15 protein-coding genes, 4 pseudogenes and 1 riboswitch are annotated in these 20,911 nt (G+C 37.6%); of the genes and pseudogenes, 3 read left to right on the forward strand and 16 right to left on the reverse strand.

Translation table 11 applies throughout. The features are described 5' to 3' along the window. Positions 1-34: 34 nt before the first annotated feature. The 9 genes and pseudogenes from NST05_RS05995 to pcrA form a co-directional block, all read right to left on the reverse strand. On the reverse strand, positions 35-946 hold the full coding sequence (locus tag NST05_RS05995) for a bifunctional riboflavin kinase/FAD synthetase (protein ID WP_084828809.1): 912 nt from the start codon (positions 944-946) through the stop codon (positions 35-37). Beyond that, positions 943-1,824: a tRNA pseudouridine(55) synthase TruB gene (truB, locus tag NST05_RS06000; protein WP_004197018.1), complete on the reverse strand. Its 882-nt coding sequence runs from the start codon at positions 1,822-1,824 to the stop codon at positions 943-945. Before truB ends, NST05_RS05995 begins: the two co-directional genes overlap by 4 nt. 121 nt (positions 1,825-1,945) lie before the next feature. After that, positions 1,946-3,300: pseudogene (locus NST05_RS06005) on the reverse strand (DUF438 domain-containing protein). A gap of 1 nt (position 3,301) precedes the next feature. Next, a complete protein-coding gene (locus NST05_RS06010; RefSeq protein ID WP_084828808.1) occupies positions 3,302-3,535 on the reverse strand; it encodes a DUF1858 domain-containing protein in 234 nt (77 codons plus the stop codon). Between the two features lie 87 nt (positions 3,536-3,622). After that, complete coding sequence (locus NST05_RS06015; protein ID WP_084828807.1) at positions 3,623-4,243, reverse strand: restriction endonuclease subunit S; 621 nt, start codon at positions 4,241-4,243, stop codon at positions 3,623-3,625. A 122-nt stretch (positions 4,244-4,365) separates the two neighbouring features. Further along, on the reverse strand, positions 4,366-4,860 hold the full coding sequence (gene tpx, locus NST05_RS06020; RefSeq protein WP_084828806.1) for a thiol peroxidase: 495 nt from the start codon (positions 4,858-4,860) through the stop codon (positions 4,366-4,368). Positions 4,861-4,924: 64 nt separating this feature from the next. Beyond that, positions 4,925-5,680: an HAD-IIB family hydrolase gene (locus tag NST05_RS06025; protein ID WP_084828805.1), complete on the reverse strand. Its 756-nt coding sequence runs from the start codon at positions 5,678-5,680 to the stop codon at positions 4,925-4,927. Positions 5,681-5,740: 60 nt separating this feature from the next. Then, positions 5,741-7,021, reverse strand: a pseudogene (locus tag NST05_RS06030) (O-acetylhomoserine aminocarboxypropyltransferase/cysteine synthase family protein). Positions 7,022-7,141: 120 nt separating this feature from the next. Next, positions 7,142-9,454, reverse strand: a complete 2,313-nt coding sequence (gene pcrA / locus NST05_RS06035) for a DNA helicase PcrA (protein ID WP_084828804.1) — start codon at positions 9,452-9,454, stop codon at positions 7,142-7,144. A 315-nt stretch (positions 9,455-9,769) separates the two neighbouring features. Beyond that, a riboswitch (glycine riboswitch) is annotated at positions 9,770-9,876 on the forward strand. A 94-nt stretch (positions 9,877-9,970) separates the two neighbouring features. On the opposite strand from pcrA, the gene NST05_RS06040 reads away from it, so the two are divergent. The 3 genes and pseudogenes from NST05_RS06040 to NST05_RS06050 all read left to right on the forward strand — a co-directional run bounded on the left by NST05_RS06040 (position 9,971) and on the right by NST05_RS06050 (position 13,897). After that, the gene (locus NST05_RS06040) at positions 9,971-11,314 is read left to right on the forward strand and encodes an alanine/glycine:cation symporter family protein (RefSeq protein WP_340742925.1); all 1,344 of its coding nucleotides are present in this window, start codon (positions 9,971-9,973) and stop codon (positions 11,312-11,314) included. A gap of 128 nt (positions 11,315-11,442) precedes the next feature. After that, positions 11,443-12,813 (forward strand): tRNA uridine-5-carboxymethylaminomethyl(34) synthesis GTPase MnmE, encoded by a 1,371-nt coding sequence (mnmE, locus tag NST05_RS06045; RefSeq protein ID WP_084828802.1) that lies wholly within the window; start codon positions 11,443-11,445, stop codon positions 12,811-12,813. Between the two features lie 142 nt (positions 12,814-12,955). Continuing rightward, a pseudogene (locus tag NST05_RS06050) lies at positions 12,956-13,897 on the forward strand (AraC family transcriptional regulator). A gap of 38 nt (positions 13,898-13,935) precedes the next feature. Here NST05_RS06050 and NST05_RS06055 read toward each other — a convergent pair. From NST05_RS06055 to NST05_RS06085, 7 genes and pseudogenes are all read right to left on the reverse strand, one after another. Beyond that, a complete protein-coding gene (locus tag NST05_RS06055; RefSeq protein ID WP_227972279.1) occupies positions 13,936-14,208 on the reverse strand; it encodes an LPXTG cell wall anchor domain-containing protein in 273 nt (90 codons plus the stop codon). Positions 14,209-14,363: 155 nt separating this feature from the next. Next, positions 14,364-14,594 (reverse strand): hypothetical protein, encoded by a 231-nt coding sequence (locus NST05_RS06060; RefSeq protein WP_100262484.1) that lies wholly within the window; start codon positions 14,592-14,594, stop codon positions 14,364-14,366. Between the two features lie 131 nt (positions 14,595-14,725). After that, a complete protein-coding gene (locus tag NST05_RS06065; RefSeq protein ID WP_231907511.1) occupies positions 14,726-15,298 on the reverse strand; it encodes an amino acid ABC transporter permease in 573 nt (190 codons plus the stop codon). A gap of 138 nt (positions 15,299-15,436) precedes the next feature. Then, a pseudogene (locus NST05_RS06070) lies at positions 15,437-16,152 on the reverse strand (transporter substrate-binding domain-containing protein); the annotation flags it as partial. Between the two features lie 72 nt (positions 16,153-16,224). Next, complete coding sequence (locus tag NST05_RS06075; RefSeq protein ID WP_340742926.1) at positions 16,225-17,673, reverse strand: recombinase family protein; 1,449 nt, start codon at positions 17,671-17,673, stop codon at positions 16,225-16,227. Then, on the reverse strand, positions 17,666-19,285 hold the full coding sequence (locus tag NST05_RS06080; RefSeq protein ID WP_044771620.1) for a recombinase family protein: 1,620 nt from the start codon (positions 19,283-19,285) through the stop codon (positions 17,666-17,668). The genes NST05_RS06075 and NST05_RS06080 overlap by 8 nt, the downstream gene beginning before the upstream one ends. Continuing rightward, complete coding sequence (locus NST05_RS06085; RefSeq protein WP_340742927.1) at positions 19,285-20,859, reverse strand: recombinase family protein; 1,575 nt, start codon at positions 20,857-20,859, stop codon at positions 19,285-19,287. The genes NST05_RS06080 and NST05_RS06085 overlap by 1 nt, the downstream gene beginning before the upstream one ends. Positions 20,860-20,911 lie beyond the last annotated feature (52 nt).

Below are 20,911 nucleotides of genomic sequence, written 5' to 3' on the forward strand. Positions count from 1 at the left end.
TATACATTATTTTCTTAGTTTTGGCTACGCTTTCTTAAAGTTTTTCCGCAATTTTTTTATCCGCTTTCAGTTGGTCACATAGCTCGTCTATATTATTGAACTTTATCATATCACGGATATAATCTAACCAGAAGACTTCGATTGTTTTTCCATATATATCACCTTCAAAATCAAAGATATTGGCTTCAAGACGTAACTCTGTACCACCAAAAGTGACGTTTTTTCCTAGACTAGTCATGGAACGATAGCGCTTACCATCAATTACGACATCTGCGACATAGACACCATCTGCTGGTAGAATAGTCCTATCGATAGGTGCTAGATTTGCTGTTGGAAAACCAATAGTCCGACCACGCGCATCACCATGTACCACGATCCCTCGCGTAGAGAATTCATGTCCTAAGAGATTATTGGCCTCTTTCACATTGCCTTCTCGGATTAATTGACGAACACGCGTTGATGAAATCTTTTCGCCACCACTTTGCTGTTCCTCAATGACATGAACAGTACCAGAAAAATTACGGTCTAAATAGTCCGTATCAGTGCGATGGTGTCCGAATTTATAGTCGAACCCAACTACAATCTCTTGAGCTTTTAGACGGTTAATATAACGTGTAATGAAGTCGTCAGAACTTGTTCGAGCAAAATCACTATTAAAATCTGTTAAGTAAAGTTGATCTGTGCCATAGGCTTTAAAAAGATCACAACGTCTCTGAGGTGCTGTGATATGCAGAAGGAGATCATCCGTATAGCGTTGGAAAGTCAGTTGAGGGCTCTCGTTAAAGGTAAGGACAGCTACTTCAAGCTGTTTTTCATCAGCAATCTGGCGTGCCTTATCAAAAAGGACCTTGTGACCACGATGAAGAGCATCGAAATACCCTAAGACCAAGACGGTTTCCTTATCCTGATGGATATCTTTATAATCGTTTATCGGCGTTACTTTCATTGACTTAATACTTTTCTAGGTTTATAGACTTGACCTCGCTTTTCCATAATAGCTAGAACTTTATCGCCCAAAAAGGCAGCAACCAAAGGCTCTTGACTATTAATTGAAATAAAGCGACCAAATGAGATTTCTTTGGCATCATCTTCAGTGACTTGTACGGCTGGCAGGTCCTGAACGCCAAATTCGATAGGGAGTAGGAAGGACTGGTCTCCTGCTTCTACCATTTCAGAAATTTGTGACAGGCTTAGGGATGAATCTAATGTTAAACCTGCAGAAGCTGTTCGACGCAGAGCAGACATATGGCTGGCAAAGCCTAGTTTTACACCCAAATCAACAGATAAGGTGCGGACATAAGTTCCTTTACTACAAGCAACACGGAAGGTGAATCTTGCGGTACCGTTTTCTAGCTCAATAGGTGAGGTTCGGACAAACTCGGTAATTTTTACCTGACGTTGGGGACGTTCAACTTCTTCTCCAGCTCGGGCGTACTCATAAAGTTTCTTTCCGTTGATCTTAACCGCTGAATACATAGGAGGAATTTGTGTGATTTCTCCCTCAAAACTAGCCATCGCCTGATCGACAGTTGCTCCATCTAGCTCTGTTATTGGAGTTGTTTGGACGACTTCTCCACTAGCATCTTCGGTAGTTGTCGAAAATCCAATGGTGATTTCGCCTTCATAGACTTTACCCGCTTCAGTCATGTATTCAATAACACGAGTAGCTTTTCCAACCGCTATAGGTAGAACACCAGTAACATCTGGATCAAGAGTTCCGCCGTGCCCAATTTTTTTCTCATGTAATATTTTGCGTAGTTTAAAAACAGCATCATGACTGGTCATTCCAGCCTCTTTTTTTAGATTAATAATTCCTGAAATCATACTTTTAATTATATCAAAAGCAATCCTAAAGAGCTAGGTAGAAACATAAAGAGGCAGAGAACAACATCTCTAACCTCCTAACTTTTATAATGAGAAGATATCACAGGACTACTTGTTCATTTTAATCGATATCTCTATTTAGATCACTTTCCAATTCAAAGAAAGGTTGAATATCTTGCACATACTCTAAGACACCTTGAAAATGCCCCTGGTCATCCCTGACAGCAGCATAAGTTACATAGACGAATTTTCCTAAACGTTCAGACTTGAACCACATTGGAACTTGGTCACGTTCCCCACTTCTGAGTAAGTTAAAGATTTTCTTGACCTTATCAAGTACTTTGGGTGGATGACAAAGTTCAACATTTCGTCCAATTTGGCTAGGTGTTCGTTTAAAGACCATCTCATCTGCCGGGACATTATTCATTGTAGTATTGGAAAACATCATCTTTATTAACAAAAGTGATTTCCAAAGGGAGATGATTAAGAATGAGATTAGCCTGTTCAACAGAAAGGTAACCATTACCAAATGGCTGAGTGGTTTCTCTGTTTGCGACAGATTCATTTTTTGGTTTTAGCGTGAAGGTGATAGTGAATTGACCCTCAGGAGTGTCGATGATTCGAGTATTTTCGGTATTTTCCTCAGTCCTTGTCCTAGACTGTTTTTGAGGAGTCTTCGTATTGTCCTCTTCAAAACTCTCACGCTTAGGTTTCCAGACAGCTGAGGGTTTTATAATTGCATAGCCGTAGGCATCGCTTTCCTCGGCAATTGAAAGCCAATCATCCTGTGTGAAGGTTTCAAGCAGAATCATAAGTAAGATAGCCTCTTCTTTGAAGATCATAGCTTCAAATTCTTCCGAAAATGTTTCGAATGCTTTTGAGAATTCTTCAATATCAACATCAGAGTTCGAAAGTTCTTGGAGTTTAGACTCTGCATCTCGAAAGAGTTTTCGGATATCGTCATCTACTCCCCGCATAACCTTTGGAGGTGAATCGTGACCATAACGCTCCATAATGGGAAAAGAAAAACTTTTCTTTACGCGTATAATGATTATGGAATTGCCCAAGTAAAGTCATCTGATGCTTAAGACCGTTTAATAAATCAGATTTAAAGGGCTCATTTTCAGGCTTACTGATGTTTTCTATGATACGACGGATACGAAGTATAGCTGAACGTAGAGCTAGATTTTCTTGCTTGAAAACATAGACAGGATGACCTTCTTGATCAGCATCTGCTACTTCGACATCTGCAATTGCTCCCTTGAATAAGTTGGCATGGACATTACAGAGACTCATTACATCTTCAAATGTAACCCCATCTTCAGATGCCATCAATTCATGCTCCATCATAGATATTTCAAGTGCAGATACTCCCTTGAAGTGTTGATTGAAACGCTCTTGAACACTTTCGGGACTAGCTCTATGATGAAAATCAAGGAGAATTTCTTTAAGTATTTGAATACGATTGTTTTCCATATTAGTCTCCGATGACATCATAACCATTGAACAGTAAGGTTCGCTTAATTTTAGATAAGGGAATATTTGATAACTTAGAGCCAGCTTTTAAACTTGTTACCTTACCGACAGTATTTAGCATAGCTGGGTTGGACAAGGGCTTGAAACCAAGATTAATCAGTAATTCCTTAACCTCTGGATGCTCTTTTATGATTGTTGCAACAGGTTGTGATAAATCTATAGTGTTGGTAGTCATAATGACCTCCTAATAACATATTTACTACTTCCATTATACACGAGAAGAATGAAAAAAAGACCAACAAATCTTAGTTTGTTGGCTTTGTTAATTCCCAAATAGGGCTTCTGTAACGTTTTGCTGGATATTTTCCCACTCCTGCTCTGCACGAACCATCTTACGGTGGTAATCGGCACGCCCACGTAAGTAAGCAGCAATTTGATAATCTTGCTTAACAATCGGTATCTCAGGAATTTTAATATCCAAGAGGTCAGCTGTCGACAAATTTAGGACAGCCTTACCCTTATCAGCATAGTCTAAATAGGCACGCCCAATCTCAGTTTCAAGAAAGAATTTGATGTAGAAACCACGAAGTTTCTTTTTGGGACGAAGCACTGTTATGTTTGATGAAGCGACTACTTCACGCTTGCCTTGATCTTCGAAAACAGCAACTTTCTGAACCGTTCCCTTAGAAGCAATAAGGACATCACCATCTTCTAAAAGAAAGCGTAATAATTTTCGGCGTTCTTCAGAAAACGTCTTTAGGTTATCGTAGGCAATGCCGTTGCTTGTCATATCCGATAGGTTAATAACTGCAAACTCTCCTGGTTCTGCCTTAGCAGGAACGGCTTTTCCTTTAAATTGATCGACAACATCTCCTAAACGAACGAGTTTATCTGTATTAGCTTCGTAATCGATAATAAGTTGAGGTCTTTCTTTTTCAGACATTGGATTTCCTTTTTATATTCTAGTATCCGTAATGAGTATTGCTATACAATAATAGCAAGAAGCTAATACTTTTGCAAGTGAAAACTGTAATAAAGGCAAAAAAAGAGACCTAAGTCTCTTAATTATAAACTTTTAACAGCTGTCACTGCTGCTTCATAGTTTGGATCTGAATTGATATTGTCCAAATACTCAACATAGGTAATCTTGTTGTCAGCATCTGCAACTAAAACTGCACGAGCTAACAAGTGCCATTCTTCGATAAGGACACCATATTCTTTTCCGAAACTATTGTCATAGTAGTCAGAAAGCATGATAGCATTTTCAAGACCTTCAGCACCACACCAACGAGCTTGTGCAAATGGTAGGTCCACTGAAATAGTAATTACCACTATATCATCTAGTTCTGACAATTCCTTGTTAAAGGTACGTGTTTGAGTTGAACAGATACCTGTATCAATGGATGGAAGGATAGAGATAACTTTTTTCTTACCGTCGAATTCTGAAAGTGTTTTTTGACTCAAATCTGTGGCTGTCAAGTTAAAGTCACGCAAGATATCTCCAACTTGAAGTTGCTTGTCTTCAGCTACTGTAACTGGTTTTCCAATAAATGTTGGCATGTTAGTCCTCCAATACTTTTTTAACTATTGTACTGTAAATATAGGGATAAGCCTAAGCATTTGTTTAGAATTTTTCAAACAGTAGTCTAATTTTTTCAGCAATAACTGCATTAATTGCAGGAATAACCTCATCCACAAAGTTATTTAGGTAGGGATAATCACCAATTTGCACTCCATATATAGCATTTTTGAGAAGAGAAATATCATTTTGATCATTTCCAAAAGCTACAAAGTCTTTACCAAAGTGGTTTAAAACAGTACTAGCCTTGGTCACACCTTTAGGATTAATGTAAAGACACCTTTCGACATCATGATAACTAAGGTCTAAACATTCCAGTTTGTTTAGATTAAAGATAAGGTCTTCACGTATATCTTCATGCTCTACAAGTGGAATAACAACTTTGATGGGCTCATTAAGTTCATGAACAGGCAAAATCCTTGCTTTGTTTAATGGATCAACATTTGAAAGAAAAGGGATTTGCTCAGAATTTTGAATAGCATAATTAAAGGTATCATCAATAAAATAAGGGGGATTATAAATATCACAGTAGCTAACAATCGTTCTTAGAGCAGAAGAAGGTATTGTGTATTGTGATACTAAGCGTTCATTTTGAAAGACTTCACCACCGTTTAAGCCAACTACTGTCAGCTTTCTCAATTCTCCTTCTAAAATACTAAGACAGTCTCTGTAAGAGCGTGCTGTTGCAAAAATAATTTCATGCCCGCATTTTGGTGCAGTTAAAAGAACCTTTTGTAGGTCTTTTGACATGGTCATACCATCAAAACATAGGGTTCCATCCAAATCAAAAACAAATTTCATAGGGATAGTATAACAAAAAACCAACTAAAGAGCTGGCTAAATCATTTTGTATTGAAATACTTAGATTTTATCAAGAGCTAGTTTTAAATCTTCAATCAAATCATCTGCGTTTTCCAAACCAACTGAGATACGAATTTGATTTGGAGTGACACCACAAGCTAGTAAATCAGCTTCTGCCAATTGTTGGTGAGTTGTTGTTGCAGGATGCACCACCAAAGATTTTGCATCAGCAACGTTAGCTAAATCTGAGAAGATTTCAAGATTATCTATAACGGTACGTGCTTCGTCTTGTCCACCTTTAACGTGGAAAGTGAAAATAGAACCTGGTCCTTTAGAGAAGTATTTTTGTGCCAAATCATAGTAAGGACTTGATGGTAATCCAGGATAGTTAACTTTTTCAACTTTTGGATGATCTTCCAAAAAGTCTACGATTTTTTTAGTATTTTCGACGTGGCGTTCGACACGAAGTGAAAGTGTTTCAAGTCATTGCAAGAGCAAGAAAGCATTGAAAGGTGCCAAGGCAGCCCCTGTGTCACGCAAAAGTTGTGTACGAAGGGCAGTTACAAATGCTGCTGGACCAACATCACGCGTATAGCTGATATTGTGGTAAGATGGGTCCTCGTCAACCAACTGTGGGAATTTGCCTGAAGCTTCCCAGTCAAATTTACCAGAATCGACGATAAGACCTCCAATAGTTGTTCCATGTCCACCGATAAACTTAGTTGCAGAATGAACCACGATATCTACACCATGGGAGATAACATTGATGAGATATGGAGTTCCAAAAGTATTGTCAGCAACCAACGGAATCTTATGACTGTGAGCAATCTCAGCAATTTTTTCAAAATCAGGAATATTAATAAGCGGATTTCCCAAAGACTCAATCAAGACAAGCTTGGTATTATCTTTGATAGCAGCTTCAATTTCTTCAGGATTGTCAACATCTACAAAAGTTGTTGTGATACCATAGCGTGGAAGAGTTTCTTTTAAGAGATTGAATGTCCCACCATAGAGGGTTGTTGCGGCAACAACATGATCGCCAGCATGTGCCAAACCAAGGATAGCATAGGTGATTGCAGCCATACCTGATGCCGTAGCCAGGGCCCCAACACCACCTTCGAGGGCTGCAATACGTTCTTCAAGTACTGCTACTGTTGGATTAGTAATACGTGTGTAGATATTACCAGGCTTTCTAAGGGCAAAGAGATCTTCACCTTCTTGAGCGTCGTCAAAAACATATGAAGTGGTTTGGTAAATTGGAACAGCACGTGATTTTGTTTCCTTGTCAGGTGTTTGTCCAGCGTGTAATTGTAAGGTTTCAAATGAAAATTCTCGTGACATATGAGTGTCCTCCAAAACAAAAGTTGCCTTCATTCTACACCTAGAAAAGCTAGCTGTCTAATAGAAATTTTTTATCAATGTGATAGGGAGGGCTTATAAAAAGGACCTTTCGGTCCCTTTCTATTTCTTCACAATAGGTGCTACGCTTGCCAAGACTTTTTTAAGTCCAACTTCTGGAAATTTTATCTTAAGTTCCTGTGTCTTGCCACTTCCAGTTACTTCTAGGACGGTACCATCTCCCCATTTCTTGTGGTGAGCGATATCTCCGATTTCCCAATCTGTAGCTGAGTTTCCAGAGTCTGAAGCCTTACTAAAAGGTAGTCCCCCAGTAGCTTTTGAAAATGGCTGAGCGCCACCAGTATGTTTTTGCGGCTGTGCATTTGCTTTTCTGGTCTGAAGCGCTTGTTGTAAACTCATGCCCTGACCAAATTGTATCGGCTCTTCCTTTGTAAAACGAACACCAAATGATGAATTGGCTGGACGTGCTAGACCTTGATATTGTAATAAATCATCTGAAATTTCACGTAAGAAACGGCTAGGACGATTATAGCTAGTCTTACCAAAAAGCGTACGCGTATTAGCGTTGGTAAGGAAAAGAATCTCTTCCGCACGAGTGATACCTACGTAAGCCAAACGACGCTCTTCTTCGAGTTCATCTGGCTCTTCTGAAGCACGTGACAAAGGGAAGACTCCTTCTTCCATACCAATTAGGAAGACAACTGGGAATTCAAGCCCTTTGGCGGCGTGGAGGGTCATTAAGGTCACTTCTGCTGCCTCAGCCTCACCATCGTCCGTGTCAGCAATCAAAGCCAAATCATTCAAGAAACGGCCTAAACGGTCAATGCCTGTCTCATCTTCAGTTCCATCTGTATTAGTCTCGTCGAAATTCTTTGTTACAGACATGAACTCTTCGATATTTTCAATGCGTGATTGGCTTTCAAGCGTTTGTTGCATGGACAGAGCATCCAGATAACCAGACTTGTCTAAAATAGCTTCTACAGTATCGGTAATGCTTAGCCCATCCAACTGATCACGTAGGTTCAGAATCATGTTAGCGAAATCGTAAACACTTTGAGCTGCTTTCCCTTTAATAGGAGACAACATGATATTAGCTGAAGCATCTAGGAGACTCATGTTTTGCTCATAGGCAAAGTTCCGAAGCTTTTCAAGTGTGCCAGGCCCAACTCCACGTTTAGGTTCATTGACGACACGTTCAAAACTAATGTTATCCGAAGTGTTGGCAATCAAGTTCAAATAAGAAATAACATCACGAATCTCTTTACGGCTGTAGAATTTTGTCCCACCAACCATTGTATATGGAATATTAGACTTGAGCAAGGCTTCCTCAATGGTACGAGACTGAGCATTGGTACGGTAAAGAACAGCGAAGTCTTTGAAATTCTTGACTTTTTCACGGACGATATTATCGATTGTTGAAGCTACGAATACAGCTTCATCATGCTCGTCGTTAGCACGGTAATAAACAATCTGTTCACCTTCATCATTTTGAGTCCAAAGTTTCTTAGGACGGCGGTTGCGGTTGTTCTTGATGACTTCGTTAGCCGCTTGAAGAATTTTCTTGGTTGAACGGTAGTTTTCTTCCAGAAGGACAACCTTAGCTTCAGGATAATCCTTCTCAAAATCAAGAATGTTCTGCATATCAGCTCCACGCCATCCATAGATTGATTGGTCAGCATCACCCACGACACAGATATTCTTAAAGCGTGAAGCTAGGAGTTTCACCAATTGGTATTGAGCATGGTTGGTATCTTGATACTCATCTACGTGAATGTACTGATAACGTTGCTGATAATAAGCGAGGACATCGGGATTTTTGTCAAAGAGACGAAGAGTCATCATAATCAAATCGTCGAAATCCATGGCCTCACTACGACGAAGTTCTTCTTGATAGGCCTTGTAACATTTGGCTACGATTTGCGTATACATGTCACCAGCTTGATGCTCATAAGCTATCTCATCTAAGAGGTCGTTTTTGGCGTTAGAAATGGTCCCTAAAATGGCACGTTCATTCCACTTTTTAGGATCTAAATTCAGATTCTTGAGAATACGTTTCATCAAAGTACGTTGTTCTCCTGGATCTACAATAGTAAAGTTTCTGTTGTAGCCAATATGATCCGCTTCACGACGAAGGATTCGTACACACATGCTATGGAAGGTCGCAATAAAGGTTTCTGAAGTTGCGGGATTTAAAGCCACTGCACGTTCACGCATTTCACGGGCAGCCTTATTGGTAAAGGTAATGGCCAAAATATTCCAAGGATTGATCATTTTTTCGTCGATAAGGTAGGCAATGCGATGGGTAAGGACACGAGTCTTACCTGATCCAGCACCAGCCATAATCAAAAGAGGGCCTTCAGTCGTTTGGACTGCTTCGGCCTGTTGATCATTCATACCAGTTAATAATGGGTTCATCATATTCTCCATTCTCAAAAATAAGCTCTACTATTTTATCATTTTTTAGATGAAAATGCAGAGTCTATTCGTAATAGAAAAAAATAATTGAGTGAAAAACTGTTTGTTTTTGCTAGGGTCTCAGCTTAATAAAAAGGGTGACATTACGTGCTTTTTGAGAGATTGAAAACTATAGATAACGATAAATTGAAAGCTCAATATTCGGATTTTTTTACGTATATAATAAAATTATATGTTGACAGCGTTCGGTTTTTTCGATATGATGGAACCGCAATAAAATAATAACCGAGTGATTTCATCAGGATGACTGGTGATTGACGGACTTCTGGAGAGATCTTGAAACGGCTTATGCTGTAGACAAGACACCGAAGGGGCAAGGGATAAGACCCGAAACTCTCAGGTAAAAGGACAGAAAGCATTGAAAGTTTTTAACTTTCAGTAATAGCTTTGTACTTTCAGAGGTCTGGTTAAGCCAAACCTCTTTTTGATGTCTCGGTCTAAGGAGATTTTAAACGCATGTTAGACTTTTTCACTTCCATTGATGACTTTGTATGGGGACCTCCCCTTCTTGTCCTTCTTGTAGGAACTGGTATCTACCTTACAATCCGTCTTGGACTTTTGCAAATCATTCGTCTGCCTAAAGCCTTTAAACTTATCTTTGCTGAAGATAAAGGAGAGGGTGATATTTCTAGTTTTGCAGCCCTTGCCACAGCACTTGCTGCAACTGTTGGTACTGGTAATATTGTTGGTGTTGCGACAGCCATTAAGACTGGTGGGCCTGGTGCTCTTTTCTGGATGTGGATTGCTGCTTTCTTTGGTATGGCAACCAAATATGCTGAAGGTCTCTTAGCCATTAAATTCCGTACGCTTGATGACCAAGGAAATGTCTCTGGTGGACCAATGTATTACATCACACTCGGTTTTAGTGGAAAATGGCAAATAATCGCTAAGCCTTTAGCCTACTTCTTCGCTTTTGCTGGCGTTCTTGTCGCATGGTTGGGTATTGGTACCTTCTCGCAAGTTAACTCAATCACATCATCTCTTCAAAACAGCTTTGGTTGGTCACCAAAAATTGTTAGTGTTATCTTAGCTCTTATTACTGCTGCTATCATTTTCGGTGGTATTCAATCTATTTCAAAAGTATCCGAAAAAGTTGTGCCATTTATGGCTGGTCTTTACATCATTGCCGCACTTATTGTCATTTTTGCTAATTTCAATCAGCTGCTCCCTGTGCTTGAGATGGTTTTCCAATCAGCATTTACTGGTAAAGCTGCTGTCGGAGGTTTTGCTGGAGCAACTGTCATGGCTGCTATGCGACTTGGTATTGCGCGTGGGGTATTTTCTAATGAATCAGGTCTTGGTTCTGCCCCTATTGCTGCTGCTGCTGCCAAGAATGAAGAGCCTGTTGAACAAGGTTTGATTTCTATGACAGGTACCTTCATCGATACTATTATCATTTGTACGCTTACTGGACTTGCTATTCTCGTAACTGGACAATGGTCTGGTAGCTTAGAAGGTGCACCAATGACACAAGCGGCCTTCTCTTCTATTTTTGGAACTTTTGGAGAACTTGCTCTAACACTTTCTTTAGTCTTGTTTGCCTTTACGACTGTTCTCGGTTGGTCATATTATGGGGAACGTTGTTTCGAATTTATTTTCAAATCTACCAAATTCCTCTCATTTTATCGTCTTATCTTTGTAGTTATGGTCGCTCTTGGTGGCTACCTAACACTTGAGGTTGTTTGGAAAATTGCGGATATCGTAAATGGCTTGATGGCATTGCCTAACTTGATTGCCCTCCTAGTCCTTTCACCAATTATTCTCAAAGAGTCTAAATCATATTTTGAACGTCATAAATAAGGAAAAGAGCTCAGGCTCTTTTTTCTTGCCTTTAAAGGTAACCAATCCTTGCTACTACTGCTCATTTGAGTTACAATGAAATTAAATCATTTTAAAACTTGTAAAGAAAAAAATCCAAAGGAAAAACTATGTCAATTACCAAAGAATTCGATACTATCACTGCTATCTCAACTCCCTTAGGTGAAGGTGCTATCGGTATCGTCCGCTTGTCTGGTACCGATGCTATTGCTATTGCTAATAAGGTTTTCAAAGGTAAAAATCTTGAAACCGTTGATTCTCATACTATCAACTACGGCCATATTGTCGAAAATAATGAAATTATTGATGAAGTCATGGTCAGTGTTATGCGTGCACCAAAAACCTTTACACGTGAGGATGTCGTAGAAATCAATACACATGGTGGTGTCGCAGTTACCAATGAAATCCTTCAACTCCTGATCCGTTCTGGTGCTCGTATGGCCGAACCAGGGGAATTTACCAAACGTGCCTTCTTAAATGGACGGATAGATTTGACCCAGGCTGAAGCTGTCATGGATTTGATTCGTGCCAAAACTGATAAGGCTATGACTGTTGCCGTCTCTCAGTTAGATGGTTCGCTTAAAAATCTCATTAACAACACACGCCAAGAAATCCTTAATACTTTGGCACAAGTCGAAGTCAATATTGATTATCCAGAGTATGATGATGTTGAAGAAGTTACCACAAATCTAGTCCGTGAGAAAACTCAAGAGTTCCAGACTCTCTTGGAAAATCTTCTTGCAACTGCTAAACGAGGAAAAATCCTACGAGAAGGTCTTTCGACGGCAATCATAGGCCGTCCTAATGTCGGAAAATCTAGCCTTCTCAACAATCTCCTACGTGAGGAGAAAGCCATCGTCACTGATATTGAAGGGACTACCCGTGATGTTATTGAAGAATACGTTAATATCAAGGGTGTTCCTCTTAAGTTAATCGATACCGCTGGTATTCGTGACACAGATGATGTTGTCGAAAAAATTGGTGTTGAGCGTTCTAAAAAAGCTCTTGAAGAGGCCGATTTGGTCCTTCTTGTGCTTAATAGCTCTGAATCACTTACCGACCAAGACCGTACACTGCTTGACATCAGCCAAAATAGCAACCGAATCATTCTCTTAAATAAGACGGACCTTCCACAAGCTATCCAGACTGAAGAGCTTCCTGAGGACCTTATCCCAATTTCAGTCCTCAAAAATGAAAACATTGACAAAATCGAAGATCGTATCAACCAACTCTTCTTTGATAATGCTGGCTTAGTAGAAAAAGATGCTACTTATCTTTCAAATGCACGCCATATCTCACTCATTGAAAAGGCGCTTGAAAGTCTCGAAGCCGTTAATCAAGGTCTTGAATTAGGTATGCCTGTTGACCTATTACAAGTTGATATGACTCGCACATGGGAAATTCTTGGCGAAATTACTGGTGACGCCGCACCGGATGAGCTTATTACTCAACTCTTTAGTCAGTTCTGTCTCGGTAAATAGACATAACTTAATTTATGTAAAAAGATAGATTGCTATCTTTTTATTTTAAATTAAGTTATTACAGAAATATAATTATGTTAAATATAATAAATTTATACCTTAAAATGATTTTGCCATGCTTTTCGAAAAAGAAAATGCTGTCATGGTACTATCCTATGATTTTGAAAGGTTAATGATGGGCCAACAAACTACTGATACTGATTTTAAACATTTTATAGATTTTGATGATAATCTTCTCCCTTTTAGACTAACTGAAACTAAGGTTGACAATGGACGACCTGACATTCTTTTTCATTGGCACCCAGAACTTGAAATCTAATACGTCTATGAAGGGACTGCTCGCTATCACATTGATTATGACTATTTTGATAGTCAGGCTGGAGATATCTTTCTAATTCGTCCTAATGGACTCCATTCTGTCCATCCTATTGATAATCTGTCGCACCATACTGACACTCTTCATTTTCATTTAGATATGTTAGGACAATCTCTAGTGGATCCTCTTAGTCTCCGTTATCTTCAACCATTACAAAATTCTAATTTTAAGTTCAAACAATGTTTAAAACCAACTGATGAGGGGTATTCTGAAATTAAGGGAACCCTATTTGCAATTTTTAAGATCATTAGACAAAAAGAGAGACACTACGGGATTTTACTTAAGTCCAAATCGGAGGAACTCTTCTACCTTTTCTACTACTATCGTTTGGTAGAGAGAAAGACTTCTGATGATCATTATCGTAAAAATGAAAAAATTCGGGAAATCATTGATTACATCAATAAGCATTATGTCGAGACGCTTACTATTGAACAATTGTCCGAGCTCATGGGGTATAGTAAGACGCATTTTATGACCATATTTAAACAACATACAGGTACCTCTTGCACTGAATTTATTATTATTTAGGCTAGACTGAATGCTGCTTGTGAGGAACTCCGTAATAGCGTAAAACCAGTTTTAGAAATTTCTACGAGCGTTGGTTTTAACAATCTTTCAAACTTTAACCGCCAATTTAAGCATTATTATGCTCAAACACCGAGCCAGTACAGGAAGACACATAGCAACAAGAAAACAAATAAGAGTTAACCATTGGTTAACTCTTATTATTTATGCAGAGAAGCTATTTAATTTTTCTCTTTACCTTTGTGTTTGCCACTAAGTCCAAACATCGTAAGCAACATGTCCAGTCCAAGAAGACCTGCATGTGAAGCTTTATCCCCTGTTGTTGGAAGTTCTTCGGTTTGGCTTGGAGTTTCAGTAACTTTTTCAGTTTCCTTAAGAGTTTCGTTTGAAGTTGAAACGAAGAAGACTTTACCGTTAGGTGTTGTTACTACTAGACCGCGTGTCATTTGCGATACCTGATAAGAGTGCATCGCCAATGACTCCGTTATAGTCACTCTCTACCATACGACCGTGAACGTCGTTAGTGTGAAGAACAGTTACAGTATCATTATTGTCACTTGCGCTAGCGTTTGTCACAACTGCTGGTGTTGCTGGGCTTGCAGCTGCAGTTGCTGTTTCATTGGCCGTAGCAACTGGTGCTACGCTAGTTTCAGCTGTTGAAGTTGGTTGAGCTAGCTAGAGGTGTTGCAGACTCGTTTGACGCAGTTGTTGCTGCAGTAGATGTCATATCGGTAGTTGCCTCTGTGGTTACTACTTCTGTACTTGGTGCTGTAATAGCTGCACTAGTTTCTACTTCGTCAGCCTTAACAGCATTAGCCAAGATGGCTGTTGATACAAGTAGGGTCGATAGGGTCGTTGCAACGATTGTTTTCTTTTTCATCACTAAAAAAACTTTCAAAAGAATATCGTTAATTTATATCATAATTATATGTATGTAAGCTGTTGAAATATTAAATAATTCTAAATATTGTGATAAACAGACCAAGATACTTTTCTCGGTCTGTTTTACTCTTAATATACCGTTAAACGTTTTTCGACTTGCCCTTGAAGAAGCTCTAAAATGAAACTAAGTACCCAGTAAATAAAGGCAATTAGAATATACATAGACATGTAGTCATACTCACGCCCACCAATAATTTTTGCGTTTTGGAAAATGTCAGGCACTGTAATCATAGCTGCCAATGAGGAACTCTTAACCATATCGATAATGACATTGCAAGTGGTGCTACTGCAATACGTAGGGCTTGAGGTAAAATGATGTGACGAATAATTGGCTTTTGAGGAAGTCCTAGAGATTGAGCAGCCTCCCACTTGTCCCTTATCTACAGCAGAAATGGATGAACGGAAAATCTCTGCCATATAGGCTGCACTTACGGTAGAAAAACCAATTATGGCACATAGAAGGGCGGGTATCTGAATGCCAACATAAGGCAAGCCAAAGTAAAGAATGAAGAGCACGACCAACATAGGAATCCCACGCATAAATGAAATGTAGATACGGGCTGGATACTTTAACCAAGGCTTTTGTGACATCCGCATAAAGGCAAGAAGAATAGCAAAAAAGTTTCCAATGATAAAGCTCAAAACTGATATTCCTATGGTGTATGCAGACCTGTTAGGACATAGGGAATACTTTTTAAAATCAGCGAAAAATCAATAATCATAAGTCTATCTTTCTAAACATTTCTTTAGCAAATAAGCGATCCAATTGGATCGCTCATATTATTCAACATCAGAGATATCAATCTCAGTGTAGTCAACTTTTGTTTTCTTTGTAACGTCTTGACCAGCAAAGAATTTCTCAGAAATCTTGGTAAGGGCACCATCTTCCTTCATGTCTTTGATGGCTTTATTAACTTTTTCTTGAAGAGTTTTATTCTTCGATGAGAAAGTAAAGCTTGTTGAGTAAGGGTTACTGTAGATACCATCGTTGATTTTAACAGGGTACTTATCCTTGATAGCGGCTACTGCCATTTTTTGCAAATAGTAATCGTTAACGATAACGTCTGTACGCCCATTTACCAAGTTTTGCATGTACACATCATTGGTAACATTGTCATAAACAACAAGTTCGGCACCCATTTTTTTAGTAATCTTCATGTATTTAGTACTTGTAGCACCCGCTGCTTTCTTACCTTTGAGGTCTTCCCATGAAGAGATATTCCTGGGTTATCAGATTCACGAACCGCCATAGAAGTGAATGAATACTTATATGATTCAGAACGCAAGAATTTTTTAATGTTGTTATTCTCATCTTCTAGTGAGTAGTTAGCGATATCTACTTGACCACTATTTACAGAAGTAAGCATACCATCGACGCCCATCTCAGTGAAGTCGATCTTTAACTTAAGACGTTTCCCAACTTCTTTAAGAATTTCAACATCGTAACCAGTCAAATTGTTATCATCGTCGTGGTAAGTTTGTGGGTAAAGACTTCCCTCTTGTGTCAAGTTAATGACAGCATTTCTTAACAATATTTTTTAAAAAAGAGACTTCATGATAAAGTCTCTTCAGATATTCTTATAGTCAATTCGATAGCCACCAGCATGGTTAACTATAATTTGTTTCACTGATTCTCGAAGTGTTTCTTTAGACAGCGAACTGTCAATCATACATTGAGAATTATTCAATTTGTTTAATTCTTCTTCAATATCATCAATCTTCTTATCTATTTCTTGCTTATAATATATATAGGTTTCACGGTTAATTTTTTCATCCTTGTAATCTTGGTAATATGAAAACTTCTGAGCTTTTAATTGTGACATCAAGTAAACAAGAGACTTATTCGATTTTTGAGACGGAACGTCTTCTTTCTTAGATTTTAAATATTCTAAAATCTTCTGCTCCACTCTATCAGACCGACAACCTTTTAAACTAATTCCCTGGACTTTACAATATCTACAATAGAAATAGTGATGAGTCTTCTTTTTATAAGTGTATGCTGTCAATTTATGACCACAATGCTCACAAATCATAAAACCTGTTAATATGACATCATATTTTTTTGTTGATTGTTGATAAGAATGCCTATTGTTACGCGATTTTAAAGCCTTTTGAGCTTGTTCAAAGATTTCACTTGTTACAATTGATTCATGGTTGTTCTCAATTCGCTCCCACTCCTCCTTTGGTCGTTTAACTTGTTTACCATTGAATATTGTCTTGGCATTAAATAGATAGGTTCCTTTATAAGCTTCATTTTTAAGGATTCGAGAAACAGTGGAACGAGTCCAAATATTTCTCTTCTGCTTCTCAGTCACTACTATTTGATATTGATAATTCGCCTGACTGATCTGTCTTTTTCGCTCTGCTGGTGTAATCGTATTCTCATCATTAAGAATAATCGCAATTCGAGATAGACCTACACCTTCAATACACAGTTGAAAAATTCGTTTTACCACTGGTGCTACACTTTCATCAATAATGATTTTAAAACGATCATTCGGATCCTTTAGATAGCCAAATGGAGGTAGCCAGCTCATATTCTTACCTGAACGCTTCATTGTATTCATGGCACTTTTAACTTTTTCCGAGACATCCCTAGCATAAAAATCATTTAACAAGTTTCTAAAAGGGACATCAATTTCAACACCATTGTTTTCAGAAGTGAAACTATCAAATTGATCATTTACAGCTATAAAACGAACTCCTAGAAAAGGGAAAATATTTTCAATATAATTCCCAAATTCTAAATAATCACGCATAAAGCGTGAAAAATCCTTTACAATAATATATCGAATTTTTCCTACTCTAACATCCGACATTAGTCTGTTAAAAGCTGGTCTATTAGGATTTTTTCCTGAGAAACCATCATCAATAAATTCAATACGTTTAAATGGATGAAATTCTGGTGTTCGGTCAAGATACTGATTCAGTAAAATCCTTTGATTAGTAATCGAATTACTTTCATCAGCAGTTGCTTCATCAACAGAAAGGCGGAGATATAACGCAATTTTAGGCATTACCATCACTCCCTATTTGGCAAAGAAAAGTTACCGATATCTGTCTATTCTCGTCTATTTCAATACGCTCTATTAAAGCATTTAGCAAATCGGCAGATAAAACAGGTGATTGATGATTTTTAGATAGTGTATTTAGCCAAGCAACTTGTCTATTATACTTTTCATCTACTGCTTTTAGTCTATCTTCATACTGATCAATTTCTTGTATAAGTGTTTCAATCTTTCTATTTTTTTCTAATTTCTGGCTGATATAGTCATCTCGACTATCTCTTAAAAGACTATAAGAGGCATATAAATCGCTGATTTCCATTCGTAACCTAACAATGTGTTGTTTATGCTTAACAATCTTACTCTGCAAGAGTTGAATGTAGGCTTCATACTTATTTTCTAGTGAAGATAACAACTCATCAACTTTTCCAATTTTTGCCATCTCAGCTTGGATAATAGTGATAATTATCCTATCTAGAACATTCTCACGAATACACACCGATTTTCTATTAGCGTTACTATTAAGAATATAATCTCTATAATAAAAATGTCCCTCACAATTTTTCTTGCTTTTTGATTTCTGATATTCTCTAGACATTTGCCTGTAACTCCCCTTCAAATAAAGCAAGCCTCTATAACGATTAGGTGTCCTAGAATAATCATATTTTTTAGTTATTTTCCTATTTGCAATCAATTCTAATATAGTTTCATAATCTTTACGGCTAATATAGGATTCATGGGCATTATTAAAATGGATATAATCATCGGGTGACAACTGTTTGTTAGATTTACGCTGCACAAGATCCCCTGTATAAACTTGATTTCTAATCATACGCCGAAGGTTAGTATTAGACCATAGCTTTGTATCATCAATTCTTCTATACAATTCTCCTGTCTGACGATATGAAGTTGGTGTAGCTATATTATTCTCATTAAGCCAATCACTTACTTTATAGGAAGAATAACCAGTCAAAAATAACTCAAACACCTTATCTAAAATTGGTTTGACAGTCAAGTCAATCTTTAATTTATTGCCTAGTTTTTGTTTATCTAACTTATAACCATAAGGAGCAAAGCCACTGATAAAATATCCTTCACTTGCTTTTTGAATATGACTAGCAGTTACTTTTTTTGAAATATCTTTCGAATACATATCATTAACCAAATTCTTGATTTCAACTTCAAAAGATTTCTTTTCTTTTAGTCCACTTAGAGTATCCAAGTTATCGTTGATAGAAATAAATCTCACACCTAGAAATGGAAAAACCTTATCTATAAGCCTTCCCATCTCTATGTAATCTCTCCCTAAACGTGATAAATCACGTATCAAGATACAATTGATAACACCTTTTTTAATGTCATCCATCATTTCTTGAAAGGCTGGTCTCATAAAGTTTGTTCCTGAATATTCATAATCAGTATAACACTTAACGACTGTTAGACCATGTTGCTTTGCAAAGGTTCTAGCAAGTTTTTCTTGATTTTCTAGTGACTGAGATTTATTCCTACAGGCCTCTGTTCTTTCTTTTGATAAGCGAATATAAATACCAGCAGAGTATCGTTTTAGTTCTGATGTCTTATCTGTCACCTCTGATTTACGGTAGCGATTTTTGGTACGTGCCATTAAATCACCCCCACTTCTGAAAGTGATAATTCCTGTAAAATAGCAATCTCATTCAAGTCATGAAAGACAAGTGATATTTCTTGGTTTTCAGAAATGTTAATACGATCCAGCAAGGTTACAAGAGTCAGACGGTTCAACGATGATTCTTCTTTTTGGCAAGTCAATTTCTTCAACCAAGTTTTCTTATTTTGTAGTTTATTAACTAATTCTTGTGCAAGCTTTTTCTTATTAACAATTGTCTGTTCAATATCTTTTAGCTTTTGGCGATAGGTTCGTTGAAACTCCTGATATTCTGCTTCATTTATCAGTCCATCATCTAAATCCATATATAAAGATTGAAGCAACTGTTCATATTTTCTACGGTCAGATACCAAATTTGTAAAGTCAATTTCTAATAACTGTTCTTGTGAAAGGTACTCTGGAATTTTCTTTATCAGATGAGACTTCCAATCAAGATGATTTTCGATTAACTCAGATACAATGCTAATTAACTGTTCATATTTAATCGCATGGCGACTACAGCCTCTCCCTTTATTATAGGTACTACAAATAAACTGGATTGTTTCGTTATTCTTATAGCGTATTTTACGCTGTAAGAGTTGAGCATGACAGTCATTACAAAATAATAAACCAGCAAATTCATTAGGTTGATTATTACTATTCTTAACATCTCTCAGTAAAAGACTGTTAGCAATCTTAAAGGTACTTTCAGAAATAATACCTTCATGAGTCGATTCCACACAAATCCAATCTTCTTGATTAACTTTAATAGTGTGTTGAGCCTTATAATTAAGTTTCGTCCGTTTACCTTGTTCCAAGGCTCCAGTATACACTCTATTCGTTAAAATACGATTAACCATCTTGGTGCCCCACTTATTAGTGTGACCACAAAATCCTCTAAGTTTTTCTTGGTTACGTTTTTTATGTTGTAATGGTGTTTCTATACCACATTGATTAAGATATATAGCAATCTGATTTGATGAGTAGCCTTCCAGCTTCAATGTAAATATTTTTTCAATGATTGAACGGATAGACTCATCAACAACCAAATGATTTTTTTGTCTAGTATCTTTTTGATAACCATACGGAGCAAAAGCTCCTATAAACTCACCTTTTAGCCGTTTTGCTTTGTGTGTACTACGAACTTTTGTGGAAATATCTCTACAATAGCTATCATTGATAAGACTCTTAATAGGCATTACTAAATGGGTTTCATTAGCATCTGCAGTCAAACTATCATAGTGATCATTAACAGAGATAAACCGGACACCCATAGCTGGAAATATCCTTTGGATATATTTTCCCGTTTCAATATAGTCTCTTCCAAATCGAGATAAGTCTTTAACAATGATGGTATCAATCGTTTTATTATTAATATTCTCCATCATACGATTGAAATCAGGGCGATTAAAGGTTAAGCCACTGATACCATCGTCCACAAATTCTTCTAAAATAGTAATGTCATGATTTCTAGCATAGTCACGTAACAGAGAGCGCTGATTGATAATTGAGTTACTTTCAACATTATCCCCATCATCACGTGATAACCGTAAATAAATACATGCTTGTGCCATAATCTTCTCCTTAATCAATTTTTAGGTGCTTACCGATTAAGGATTGAGGTTC

Origin of the sequence: Streptococcus sp. FSL E2-3494 (genome assembly GCF_038007085.1) — a bacterium.
In the GTDB taxonomy this organism is placed as follows: domain Bacteria; phylum Bacillota; class Bacilli; order Lactobacillales; family Streptococcaceae; genus Streptococcus; species Streptococcus thermophilus.